Source organism: Algibacter sp. (assembly GCF_049667265.1).
In the GTDB taxonomy this organism is placed as follows: domain Bacteria; phylum Bacteroidota; class Bacteroidia; order Flavobacteriales; family Flavobacteriaceae; genus Algibacter_B.
In genome coordinates this window covers 1-12,475 of record NZ_JBATHX010000144.1, presented here as the reverse complement: position 1 = coordinate 12,475, position 12,475 = coordinate 1, and the positions used below count along the sequence as shown (strand labels likewise).

The 12,475-nt window shown below is 33.9% G+C and carries 10 protein-coding genes and 1 pseudogene; 5 read left to right on the top strand and 6 right to left on the bottom strand.

Annotated elements, in window-relative coordinates:
• Positions 1–118: pseudogene (locus WBN21_RS05235) on the bottom strand (DUF58 domain-containing protein); the annotation flags it as partial.
• 90 nt (positions 119–208) lie between these two features.
• Positions 209–1,210, bottom strand: a complete 1,002-nt coding sequence (locus WBN21_RS05230; RefSeq protein ID WP_424198230.1) for an AAA family ATPase — start codon at positions 1,208–1,210, stop codon at positions 209–211.
• Between the two features lie 250 nt (positions 1,211–1,460).
• Between WBN21_RS05230 and WBN21_RS05225 the strand changes: the two genes are divergently transcribed.
• From WBN21_RS05225 to WBN21_RS05215, 3 genes are read left to right on the top strand one after another with little or no spacing between them, the layout of a single operon-like run.
• A complete protein-coding gene (locus tag WBN21_RS05225; RefSeq protein WP_424198229.1) occupies positions 1,461–2,213 on the top strand; it encodes an SDR family NAD(P)-dependent oxidoreductase in 753 nt (250 codons plus the stop codon).
• Between the two features lie 52 nt (positions 2,214–2,265).
• Positions 2,266–2,655 carry a four helix bundle protein gene (locus WBN21_RS05220; protein WP_424198228.1) on the top strand — a complete coding sequence of 130 codons (390 nt, stop codon included), beginning with the start codon at positions 2,266–2,268 and terminating at the stop codon, positions 2,653–2,655.
• A 41-nt stretch (positions 2,656–2,696) separates the two neighbouring features.
• A complete protein-coding gene (locus WBN21_RS05215; protein ID WP_424198227.1) occupies positions 2,697–3,830 on the top strand; it encodes an ATP-binding protein in 1,134 nt (377 codons plus the stop codon).
• Between the two features lie 426 nt (positions 3,831–4,256).
• Here the strand turns inward: WBN21_RS05215 and WBN21_RS05210 are convergent, their stop codons facing one another.
• The 3 genes from WBN21_RS05210 to WBN21_RS05200 all read right to left on the bottom strand — a co-directional run bounded on the left by WBN21_RS05210 (position 4,257) and on the right by WBN21_RS05200 (position 8,538).
• Positions 4,257–5,447 carry a DUF1501 domain-containing protein gene (locus WBN21_RS05210; RefSeq protein WP_424198226.1) on the bottom strand — a complete coding sequence of 397 codons (1,191 nt, stop codon included), beginning with the start codon at positions 5,445–5,447 and terminating at the stop codon, positions 4,257–4,259.
• A gap of 2 nt (positions 5,448–5,449) precedes the next feature.
• Complete coding sequence (locus WBN21_RS05205; protein WP_424198225.1) at positions 5,450–6,841, bottom strand: DUF1800 domain-containing protein; 1,392 nt, start codon at positions 6,839–6,841, stop codon at positions 5,450–5,452.
• 143 nt (positions 6,842–6,984) lie between these two features.
• Positions 6,985–8,538 carry an aldehyde dehydrogenase family protein gene (locus WBN21_RS05200; RefSeq protein WP_424198224.1) on the bottom strand — a complete coding sequence of 518 codons (1,554 nt, stop codon included), beginning with the start codon at positions 8,536–8,538 and terminating at the stop codon, positions 6,985–6,987.
• A 120-nt stretch (positions 8,539–8,658) separates the two neighbouring features.
• Here WBN21_RS05200 and WBN21_RS05195 point away from each other — a divergent pair, with 120 nt between their 5' ends.
• A complete protein-coding gene (locus WBN21_RS05195; protein WP_424198223.1) occupies positions 8,659–9,708 on the top strand; it encodes an isoaspartyl peptidase/L-asparaginase family protein in 1,050 nt (349 codons plus the stop codon).
• An 87-nt stretch (positions 9,709–9,795) separates the two neighbouring features.
• Positions 9,796–10,530, top strand: coding sequence for a DUF6090 family protein (locus tag WBN21_RS05190; protein ID WP_424198222.1), 735 nt, complete (start codon positions 9,796–9,798; stop codon positions 10,528–10,530).
• A 387-nt stretch (positions 10,531–10,917) separates the two neighbouring features.
• Here the strand turns inward: WBN21_RS05190 and WBN21_RS05185 are convergent.
• On the bottom strand, positions 10,918–12,475 hold a 1,558-nt coding region (locus tag WBN21_RS05185; protein WP_424198221.1), incomplete at its 5' end, for a T9SS type B sorting domain-containing protein.

Genomic DNA, 12,475 nt, shown 5'->3' with positions numbered 1-12,475 from the left:
AAGTCATACCACGCCCTTTGAAAGTAGAATGATATTCACCTCCAAAAATATGATCAGACAGTCGGCGTGTCTTAATCTCTATTTTACGTACTTTTTTTAGTAATTCTTTAGTATCCATTTTCCAATTTACGATTGAAGATTATTGATTTACGATTTCTTCAAATTGAGAAATCACAAATCGTCATTCGGCATTCTTAAATCTGAAATCCTATGGTACCTCTATCTCATTTACAATTTTACTGATGATATCCTCTGAAGTTACATTTTCAGCTTCTGCTTCGTAAGTAATACCAATTCTGTGTCGTAAAACATCGTAAACCACAGCACGAACATCTTCAGGAATCACATAGCCACGACGCTTAATAAATGCATAACATTTTGCGGCAGTTGCTAAATTGATACTTCCACGAGGTGAAGCACCGAAAGAAATTAATGGTTTTAAAGCCGGAAGTCTGTATTTTTCTGGATATCGTGTTGCAAAAATGATATCTAAAATATATTTTTCAATTTTTTCATCCATGTACACTTCACGAACAGCTTGTTGAGCTTTTAATATCTGAGCAACTGAAACTACAGGATTCACCTTATCCCAAGCGCCCTTTAAATTCGCTCTCATAATCATTTGCTCCTCGTCAATTTTTGGATAATCAATAACTGTTTTTAGCATAAAACGGTCAATCTGCGCTTCAGGTAACGGATACGTTCCTTCTTGCTCAACAGGGTTTTGAGTTGCCATTACTAAAAATGGTTTATCAAGTATAAATGTTTCATCACCAATAGTAACTTGCTTTTCTTGCATCGCCTCTAGTAATGCCGATTGCACTTTTGCTGGTGCTCTATTTATCTCATCAGCTAGCACGAAATTAGCGAAGATTGGTCCTTTTTTAATTGAAAAATCATTAAGCTTCATGTTGTAGATTAATGTACCTGTAACATCCGCAGGTAATAAATCTGGAGTAAATTGAATTCTACTAAAACTACCATCTACAGCCTGAGATAGCGTGTTAATAGCTAAAGTTTTTGCCAATCCTGGAACACCTTCTAATAGAATATGTCCTTGACCTAATAAGCCAATAAGTAAACGCTCTACCATGTGTTTTTGACCCACGATAACTTTGTTCATTTCAAGCATCAATAAATCAACAAAAGCACTTTCTTTTTCAATTTTCTCATTAATTGACTTTATATCAATTGTCCCTGTTTCTTCCATCATTTTTTATTTTATTAAAGGCCCTAATATCATGTTCTTATTTGGGTACCGCAAATTGTTAAAAAAAATACTGTTAACGTGTTAAAAAATGGTTAAAAGTATCAAGGAATATCTATGTTGATGTCAATTAACAAATAATTATTATAAGTTTATCCTAAATACTTAAAATATCCATTGTTTTTTAATTTGAAAAGCATCTGAATTTATATTCACATTCTGTATTTTTATAGGTGATATTATAATTTAATAAATGAAAAAAACGGCATTAATTACAGGAGCAACAAGCGGCATTGGTGAAGCAACAGCTTACGAATTTGCTAAACAAGGGATTAATCTCGTGATCTGTGGAAGGCGATTAGAACGTTTAAACACTATTCAAAAAGCATTAGAACGCTTAACCAATGTGCACATTTTAAACTTTGATGTGTGCGATAAAGTCGCAACTTTTAATGCTATCGAAGCGCTCCCTAAAGATTTTAAAACTATAGATATTCTTGTAAACAACGCAGGAAACGCACATGGTTTAGACCCAATACAGACTGGAAACATTGATGATTGGGATGCCATGATGGACATTAACGTAAAAGGGTTGCTTTATGTTAGCAAGGCCATTATTCCACAAATGACTGAGCGTCAATCTGGGCATATTATAAATATTGGGTCCTCGGCTGGGAAGGAAGTTTACCCAAAAGGCAATGTGTATTGCGCTAGTAAACATGCCGTTTTAGCCATAACGGAAGGGATGCGTCTTGATTTAAATCCGTTTGGAATAAAAGTTGGTTCGATTAACCCAGGATTGGTTGAAACCGAATTCTCCCAAGTGCGCTTTAAAGGCGATGCTGCGGCTGATAATGTTTACAAAGGCTTTAAAGCATTACAAGCTAAAGATATTGCTGAGATTATTTATTTTGCTGTATCAAGACCTCCTCATGTAAATATTGCTGATTTGTTGGTGTTTCCAACGGCGCAGGCGAATTCAACCACAGTAAAGAAATCTCATTAGATTTCTTTACTGTGGTTGAATATTATTTATTACTATTTTTTATTCAAGTTTTATGGCACATCATAGTTCATTTGAAAGTTTAGATATTTATAAAGTAGCAACTTTGTTTTGCGATAATATCTGGGACATTATTTGCAATACCTCCTTAAATAAAGATTATAAACTACGAGAACAAATAAATGGTTCTTCTGGATCCATAATGGACAATATTGCCGAAGGCTTTGGAAGAGGCGGAAATAAAGAGTTTATAATGTTTTTAAGTTATTCAAGAGGTTCTTGTAGTGAAAGTAAATCCCAATTATTAAGATGTTATAGAAGAAATCATATTGATGAAAAATCGTATAAAAAATTAAATTCTGATGCCGAAGAACTAATAAATCAATTATCAAAATTCATGAATTATTTAAAAAACTCAAATCGTAAGGGAGCTAAATTTGATTAAACTTGAATAAATAATGACAATAAAAAATAGATAATATCAGTATGATCAACAAACGCCTCCTCATAAAACACCTTTTAGCTCATAACGATGAGAACAGTTTTTATGACAAGAAGCGAGAAATTGATATTAGCCACAAAGAAGGAAAAGCAAAGTTTTTAAAGCATATTTGTGCACTTTCTAACAGCAACCCAAAAAACAATTCATTCATTGTAATTGGTGTAGAGGATGAGGACAACAACATTATTGGTGTCGATTTTTTTGATGACAGTAAAATACAAAACCTAATTAATGCCTATTTAAGTCATCCGCCAATTGTACAATATGAAAACATTCCGTTTCCGCATTTGCCAGACCATAAGGTAGTTGGATTAGTAACCATACGCCCTACAGGAAAAATTACTTCACTAAGAAAAAACATTTGGAAATATTATGGTGGCTCTGTTTTTTTTAGGGACGGAAGCATGAGCATGCCAAAGGTTTTTGATATTGAAATTCAAGATGTGAATTCAAAAATTGTGGAAGCCATTGAAATTAATGCCCAAAATAATATTGAACATACTTTAAATGGGGTTTTTGATTTTATGAATACCCGGAAAGACTTTAATGCGCAATACAAAGTATTTAAAGAATATTTTGTGGTGTGCTGGGCTGGGCATAAAAAAGTGGTAAAAAAAGAAACATTTTACTCGCGGGTAGATATCGAATTAATTAACGAACAGGTGCGTTTGTTTTTTTCGGCCTTAGATGAAGTTTCTATAGAAATTAATGATAATAGCTTTAAAATTATTGAATATGTAAATCTTGGGCTTCAAGGCTCAAATAAATACTATCAATTAGAAGAAACACTTATTAAATTTGAGGAAAACGCGCAATATAATATTGAAACGAAACTATTGTTTGAACCGCCACAGTTTGATAAAAAAGTGTTACATCATATTTACAATGCCAATAACGCCATTTTAGAAAAACTAAAGAAAGGTATTAAGCTCACACAAAGAGAAGAATTAGACTTAAAAAACTTACCTGCAACTTATTTAATTTGTTATTTAAATTTATTCCATCAGGCTATAGACAAGCTGAATGATGCAAAACCGTATTTAAAAGCCTACAGCAACGAAATTTATAATTTATATAAAGAATCGTTGCGAATTTTGAGGAAAATGAAATATAATTAACAAATGTTAATAAATATTTGTTTAAGTTGCCTTTAAAATTTTGAAAATATGTTTAATGATTTATCTTTGCATTGCTATTAATCATTTTAATTAAACCTTGTGCCCCAAATCGCTTTAAGATTGGCTCAAGGTTTTTTTATGGACTAAAATGAAATTTTCAACCTTAATTTAGATTATTAGATTGAAGTTTGAAAACATTCCTAGGGTCTTGTAAAGTGATTTTATCCATAAGCTGAAAACAGATTACTTAGTTTAAATTACTGATCCTAGCAGACCTGTCCGCGTTAAGGATTGCAGAGAAACATTTATGTTCATGAATTTTTTAATATAAAATAGAAACGCATGAATAAAATCCCACAGCCCGACGTAGGAGGAGCTAGGACTTGCATCGGAAAGCCTGACCCTTGTGGTAACGCCCAAATATCCTTAAATAAAATCTAATTGTTTAAATGATTTATTGAGTACTTTTTTATCGTCTACCTCTAGCCATTTATCTAAAACTGTTGCGTAAATGGTTCTAAAATCTATTTCGAATTTTAAATCGCCGTTATCATCTAAATTACTTAGGCTGGCCATATTGTTATAAAAACCTGGTTTCTTTAAGTTTGCTCCTATTACAAAAACGTTGTTTGCGGTTCCATGATCTGTACCAACACTTGCATTTTGTTTTACACGACGACCAAATTCTGAAAAGGTTAAAATTAGAGTGTCTTTAAATGTATTGTTAATTTTTAAGTCCTGAACAAAGGCCTCAATGCCATCTGCATATTGCCCTAACAATCGCTTTTGGGTGTTAAATTGATTAACGTGTGTATCGAAACCGCCCAAAGAAGTATAAAACACCTTAGTTTGCAATCCAGAATTTATAAATTGAGCTGTAGATTTTAGCTGCTTCCCAAATTTATTGTTTGGGTATTCTTGAAGGCTAGTGAACGTTTTACTGGTTTCATATATATATTTAGCAGAAGATTCTGCTGCAATCATAGATTTATACAGATACCCTAAATTATGCTCGCTTAAATGTACATCGTTTTGATGTTTGTTTAAGTTTTTAAAATAAGGGTCTTTTGATAGATTATAAAATGATTTAGCGTCTTGTGTTGCAATGGCATTAACATTTTCACCTTTCATGGCTAATGATAAGCTTTCGTCTATTTCGATAGCGCTGTGCGGTTGTTTACCATAATGATCTAAATAACGACCCACCCACCCACTTTGGGAATATTCATTGGAGTTGGATGCGGTTTGCCAAATGTCCATAGACCTAAAATGTGACCTGATTGGATTTGGATAACCTACATTGTTAATAATTGACAAATAGCCTTTATCGTAAAGCCTTTTTAAGGGTGTTAAACTTGGGTTTAAACCAACCTCATCGTTTAGTTTTATAATGTCATTTTTTGCTATGGCTAAAGTTGGGCGTTCTTTATAATACAAATCGTTATTATAAGGAATTACAGTATTTAAACCGTCGTTACCTCCTGAAAGCTGAATAATTACCAATCGTTTGTAACCTAATTTGCTACTTGCTACTTCCTCAAATGCTTTAAGAAAACTAGGAACAAAAAATAGGCTGCTGGCTAGCGATGACTGTTTTAAAAATTTTCTTCTATCCATAATTAACACATTTGATATTCGGGTAACGACATAAGTTGCACACAATATTCTTGTTTTGATACTTTTTCAAGAGATTGTAAATAGGCTTTTGAACTCTCATTGATTTCGCATGCTAATAGATGGTTTCCAAGAGCATCAATGTCAACATTTTTAAAGTGATTATTGAAGTGTTTCCAATTTGTTTCAACTTTAAAACGCTTACCAAATTTTTCCTTAAACAACTCCTTTTTAGTCTCGGAATTTTCATCTTTTTGTCCTACTTCTACTTTCGATATATAAGCTTTATTTAGCAATAAGGAAGGCAACTTTAAACGTAATACAATGGTGTTACTATCTATCCAGTTTTTTCCACCTTTCCATCCTGCTACGTTTGGAGGTCTCAACAAAACTTGGCCTAACAAGCGTTGAACATATATTAATTGCTTAGAGTTTTTAAATGTTATTGGAACAGTTTGTTTTAATCCAACCAAAAGCTCAATAGGTGATTTAATTTTTGTTCCTATATTTTTTTTATCATAAAACCAGTCTGAATTTAACATAAAACGTATAACACTTTCAATGTTATAATCCTTATAAAACACATTAGCCATAGCGTTTACATGTTCCTCATCTATATTATCATTAACGAAATAGCGATATATTTTACCACAGATAAATGTTGCGCATTGCTTTTCTTCTATAATAATATCGATAATATCTTCCCCAGTAAAATTCCCGGTTTTACCGAAAAATGTTTTGTCGCCTTCGTGATGTGTTCGTTTTTTAAAAACAAACTCCCCTCGTAGATTATGACTGTAGCCTGTAAATGCTTTAGCGCTTTCTTTTATGTCTTCTTCGGAATAATGCCCAACACCAAGCGTAAATAGCTCCATTAACTCGCGAGCAAAATTCTCGTTAGGCTTTTGTTTTTTGTTTTGTTTCGTATTTAAATATTTGGTCATGGCAGCTTCTTTGGAAACAGCATTTACAAAATCTTTAAAATTACCTAAAGCATGTTTTCTGAGTGTATTATTAAATTGTTGAATATAATTGATGCTATTATCTTCGCAAACAAAATGATTTGTCCAAAAAAGGGTCATTTTTTCTCTTAAAATTTCAGAAGAATTTGTGAGCCTATCTACCCAAGCGACATTAAATTCAATTTGTTTTTTGCGACTTATTTTTTGAATTTCTCTTCGAATTTCAGGGTCTAGTTTAGACCCATTCATCATAGTACCACTAAAAATTTCTTTTATTTCTGAAGTATCTACCTCTAGAGGCGTAACCTTTCTTGAAGCTATTATAAGGGTATTAACGATTTCATTCTTACTCTTTTTAGATAGCAAATCTAGATCTGTAGGTAAAATCCCAAAACCACTACGTCTGAATAAATGCTGGATATGTTTACGCTTCATGGTGAAAAATTTAAGTCAAAAAGTGAGAAGTTGTACCCATTTAGACAAGTAGAAGTAAAAAAGGTTTAATTGCAATAGTTGAAGATACAAAAAATCCATTTCCTAATAAGAAACGGATTTAAATATTAAATCGGCCTAACGCACTAAAAATCGAACTTAATCCCTTGAGCTAAGGGCAACTCTGTAGTATAATTAATTGTATTAGTTTGTCTGCGCATGTAAACTTTCCATGCATCCGAACCCGATTCTCGTCCACCACCAGTTTCTTTTTCACCTCCAAAAGCACCACCAATTTCAGCGCCTGAGGTTCCAATATTTACGTTTGCAATGCCACAGTCTGAACCTTGAACAGACAAGAAACGCTCCGCTTCACGTAAATTATTGGTCATAATTGCCGAACTTAATCCTTGAGCTACTTCATTTTGAATATCAATGGCATTTTCAACCTCACCCGAATATTTTAATAAATATAAAACAGGCGCAAAAGTTTCATGTTGAACAATTTTAAAGTGTGGTTTCGCTTCGGCAATGGCTGGCTTTACATAACATCCAGATTCATATCCTTCACCAGAAAGTACACCGCCTTCAACAACAACTTTTCCCCCTTCTTCAACTACTTTTTCTAAGGCATTTTTATACATGTTGACAGCATCGGTATCTATCAACGGCCCAACATGATTATTTTCATCTAATGGATTTCCTATTCTAAGTTGTTTATAAGCATCAACTACTGCTGCTTTAACATTATCGTAAATAGATTCGTGAATAATTAATCGTCTGGTAGATGTACAACGTTGTCCTGCAGTACCAACAGCACCAAAAACGGCACCAATAACCGTCATTTTTATATCGGCATCTGGGGTTACTATAATGGCGTTATTTCCACCAAGTTCTAATAAACTTTTTCCTAAACGTCCTGCCACTTCTTGAGCTACTATTTTACCCATTCTGGTTGATCCAGTTGCTGAAATAAGCGGAATACGGGTGTCTTTAGTCATTAACTCACCAACTTTATAATCACCATTTATTAAACAGGAAATTCCTTCTGGTAAATTGTTTTTAGCAAAAACTTCGGCTGCTATATTTTGGCAAGCCACACCGCACAACGGTGCTTTTTCTGATGGTTTCCAAACACAAACATCACCACAAACCCAAGCTAAAGCGGTATTCCACGCCCAAACAGCTACAGGAAAATTAAATGCTGAAATTATACCCACCACACCAAGCGGATGATATTGCTCATACATACGGTGTCCTGGTCGTTCAGAATGCATGGTTAAACCATGAAGCTGACGCGATAACCCAACTGCAAAATCGCAGATATCAATCATTTCTTGAACTTCGCCTAAACCTTCTTGATAGCTTTTTCCCATTTCATAGGAAACTAGTTTCCCTAAAGCTTCTTTTTTTTTCCGTAATTTATCACCAAACTGACGTACAATTTCTCCTCGTTGTGGTGCAGGCATCGTTCGCCATGTTTTAAAAGCTAAAGTAGCAGCTTCCATCACTTTTTCATAATCAGCTTTGGTAGTGGTTTTTACCTTTCCAATTAATTGCCCATCTACTGGGGAATAACTTTCAATAATATCGCCGTTTGAAAAATTATTAGAACCTGTAGATGTTCCTTCATTTATGGCTTTTACACCCAAAGTTTTAAGGGCTTTGTCTATACCAAAATCAGTCGCTATTGCATTCATTAATTATTGATTTATTGATTATGTTGAGTTTCTTTGCGAATATACTAATTAAAAGTCGTTTTTGTTGAAATTTACTAATGATAAAATCATTAACTTAGTCTACAAATCAATCTGCTTTTCATGAAAACATTTATCTATTTAATCTTTGCCTTCTTAGTTGTTTCGTCTTGTAAAAATGACCCCAATAAAACTACAGAATACCTTCAAAAAGAACCTGAAAAGGTAGAATTTTCAATTGTTATTCACGGTGGTGCCGGCAGTATTAGACGCGATAATATGTCTGAAGAAAAAGAAGCTGAATACCGTCAAAAACTAGAAGAAGCTATTCGAGTAGGTTATGATATTCTGAAAGCTGGCGGTACAAGTTTAGATGCCGTACAAAAAACGATAAATATTTTAGAAGACTCGCCACTTTTTAATGCTGGTAAAGGTGCAGTTTTAACTTTTGAAGGTGTTAACGAGCATGATGCTTCCATTATGGATGGAAAAACCTTAAACGCAGGCGCTTCCGCGGGTACAAAAACAGTTAAAAACCCGATTAATTTGGCCAGAGCTATTATGGATAATTCGCCGCATGTAATGCTTTCTGGTTCTGGAGCTGAAACATTTGCAGCAGAACAAGGTTTAGATATTGTAGAGTCAAGTTACTTTTTAACTGAAAAAAAGTTAAAATCTCTTGAACGTGTAAAAGCTTCAGAAAAAAATAAAGTGGCTTCGTTTTTTGATGCAGATTTACAAGATTCAAAATTTGGAACGGTAGGTTGTGCGGCTCTCGATAAACATGGCAATTTAGCAGCAGGAACTTCAACAGGTGGCATGACTAACAAACGCTGGGGACGCATTGGCGATTCTCCAATAATTGGCGCAGGAACTTATGCTAACAACAACACTTGCGCTGTTTCTAGCACAGGTTGGGGTGAGTTTTTTATTCGCGGAATGGTGGCACATGATATTTCTGCACTTATGGAATATAAAGGTTTATCTTTAAAGGATGCGGCCAAAGAGGTTATTCAAAACAAATTGCCAAACATTGGAGATGAAGGCGCAACTGGTGGTATCGTAGCTATAGATAAAAACGGAAACATGGTTATGGAATTTAATACTCAAGGCATGTTTAGAGCCACTATGAACGATAATGGTGAATTGTATATTGGGATGTTTAAGGAATAATCAATAACAATTCAATATCTTTAAATAAAATTAATTAACCTCACGTACTACCATCAATCTAATTTACTTTCAACCTGACGAAAGTAAATGATTAATTTTTTTAGAAAAATCCGCCAAAACCTTCTCAAAGAAGGTAAAACAACCAAATACTTCAAATACGCCATTGGTGAAATTATTCTTGTGGTTATTGGAATTCTCATTGCATTACAGATTAATAATTGGAACGAGAATAATAAAAACAAAAAATCAGAACATAAATACTTAACGTATTTAAGTAAAGAAATACGCAATGATTCCGTGTCTCTAGAATATTCCTGGTTCAGAGCAAGACCTAAAAAAATTGAAAGTCTAAACTTGGCTAAAGATTATATTCTAGGAAACCTTAAAATTGATGATACATTAAGTTTTATTAATAAAGTATCCTTTGGCGGGGTAAATAGTAGAGCTAGTTTTCAGGGGTCTTCAAATACTTTTGATGAGTTAAAAAGCACCGGAGCTTTAAACTTAATTATGGATGATGATATCAGGACTCAAATTATGAGTTATTATAATAACAAAGTTTTCATTCGAGATTATATTGACAATATTAGAAGTGATTATGCCGATTATGTTAATTCCATTAAGGTTTTCAATTCAAAATATCCAGATAGTATTAACACACCCGAAATACCAAGAATACTCTTAAAAATGAAAGCTGATGAGTTTCATAGCTTAATTAATCAAGAGTTAACCTACACATATTCCATTAATCGCTATCTTCAACGTGAAAAATCCTTGGCGCACAATCTCCATTTAACAATTGAGGCATTTTTAAAAGACTGAAAACTCTATTTTTTTGTTAGTACTTTAACAAAAGCACAAAGTCTAAACTTCAAAAATTCACCGTACATTTATTAATGAGAAACGTCGTGTATAATAAATTTCTTATTCTTACAAAAGTTATTTCGATGTTACATTTGACAGAAAAAATCAATAGAAGATTATGACCTGAAAGCACAATTACTGAAATATAAACAGTAAACGCCAGCTTCAATTTGTAACCGCAATTATTCCCTATCTTTCTCTTTAAAGACGTTTAAACGAGACCGTTAAACGAACCTCTCCAAATAAAACGATCTTATAAATTATTAAACAAAGCTAGTTAACTAAACTGCATTAGGGGTTCAGAGAAAAGCCACAGCCCGACCCTTGTGGTAAAGCCTAAAAAAATTAACGTTTCAAGGTAACATGCCCTGTAAATTTTTGACCTTCAATAATGACAACATACCAATAATCGCCGGTTGGTAAAAGTTGCCCGTGATAGGTTCCATCCCATTGTAGTGTTGTGTTTACGCCGCTTTTTAAAAGTTTTCCGTACCTATCGAAAATGTTTACTTGCGAGGAACAATAAAACTCAATGCCTTTTAAATTAAAGGTATCGTTTGCACCATCTCCATTTGGGGTGAAAAAATCTGGAATATAAAAGTGAATGTGTTGCGTGGTTATAACCTGGTTGCAATCTTGTTGCTTTACATAAATGGTATATTGCCCGCCCTCAATATTAAAAAATGAAGGGTTTGCTTGAAATGTAACCCCATCGATAGAATATAAAAAATTGCCTGTATTTGATGTAGTGATTACGATGTTGGTACCGCTAGATTCTACATTTTCTATACTTGGATTATCGATTTGAGATAGGGTAATGGTTTTTGTCACACTACACGAATTATTTGAAACGACTACGGAATATGTGCCTGCACTAGAAACATCGATATTGTTGTTGGTACTGCCATTATTCCATAAATATGAGGTTACTGTGCTTGGGTCTGTTGGGTTTGCATGTAAGGTTATGACCGTATTTTCACAAAAATCGAGGGTTTCGTCGGTAACTTCTGGTAGTTTTAAATAATTAATTTCAACAGCTGTTCTTGTGGCGGATATGCAACCCCCTTCTGTAGTTTCAGCTTCGGCATAATACATTCCTGAGGCACTTGGGTTGTAAGCCGTGCTATTTGCTAAAAGTAAATTTCCGTCTGTATTTGCATCATACCAATTTACTTTAATACCTGTTGGAACGGTTACTGTTAATGGTGTTGTATCGTTTTCACAAATTACTAAATTACCATTGCTGGTTGGTTGACTGGGCAAAGGAATGACTCTAATTTCATAAATTTCGGAAGTGGAATTACAGAAATCATTATTCACATTTACAGCTGCTTCGGCTACTTTAACTCTGTAAAATGTCGTGTTATTTATGGCCGGCGTGTTAAAGGTGTCGTTAGTTTCGCCAGTAATATCCACCCAGTTTATACCATCTAAACTTTCTTGCCATTGATAGAAATGCGTGGAAAATATGGTAAAATCTGGAGTTGCTTTTAGTGTAGTTAAATAAGGCACTTCGTCTTCACATAAAACGGTAATATTTGCGTTTGCAGCATCTTCTATTTCAATGGTATCGCCACAAGATTTAAACACAATATCATCTAAAGCTAAATCGTTTCCGCAACCTCCTACGCCATTATTAAGCATTTTTAAAATAACGGATGTCTGACCTGGCAAGGTTTGAAATACCAGAGCATATTGTTGCCAATTCGGACTTGAATTTCCTGTTATATTTCCAGTATCACCGCTGGCTAGAAGATTCGTGTCTGTATTATCCCAAATTTCGAATTTTACATTTATGGGAATGCCAGCACCACCGCAACCAGAAATTGGCAACAAATTAATCATCCAGGATGAAAACTCATAAGTTGTATTTTCACATAATCCACTAATTGCTGTTCTGTAG

Coding starts and splice junctions, on each gene's coding strand:
- WBN21_RS05230 (WP_424198230.1), bottom strand. CDS start 1,210: ATGGAAGAAACAGGGACAATTGATATAAAGTCAATTAATGAGAAAATT.
- WBN21_RS05225 (WP_424198229.1), top strand. CDS start 1,461: ATGAAAAAAACGGCATTAATTACAGGAGCAACAAGCGGCATTGGTGAA.
- WBN21_RS05220 (WP_424198228.1), top strand. CDS start 2,266: ATGGCACATCATAGTTCATTTGAAAGTTTAGATATTTATAAAGTAGCA.
- WBN21_RS05215 (WP_424198227.1), top strand. CDS start 2,697: ATGATCAACAAACGCCTCCTCATAAAACACCTTTTAGCTCATAACGAT.
- WBN21_RS05210 (WP_424198226.1), bottom strand. CDS start 5,447: ATGGATAGAAGAAAATTTTTAAAACAGTCATCGCTAGCCAGCAGCCTA.
- WBN21_RS05205 (WP_424198225.1), bottom strand. CDS start 6,841: ATGAAGCGTAAACATATCCAGCATTTATTCAGACGTAGTGGTTTTGGG.
- WBN21_RS05200 (WP_424198224.1), bottom strand. CDS start 8,538: ATGAATGCAATAGCGACTGATTTTGGTATAGACAAAGCCCTTAAAACT.
- WBN21_RS05195 (WP_424198223.1), top strand. CDS start 8,659: ATGAAAACATTTATCTATTTAATCTTTGCCTTCTTAGTTGTTTCGTCT.
- WBN21_RS05190 (WP_424198222.1), top strand. CDS start 9,796: ATGATTAATTTTTTTAGAAAAATCCGCCAAAACCTTCTCAAAGAAGGT.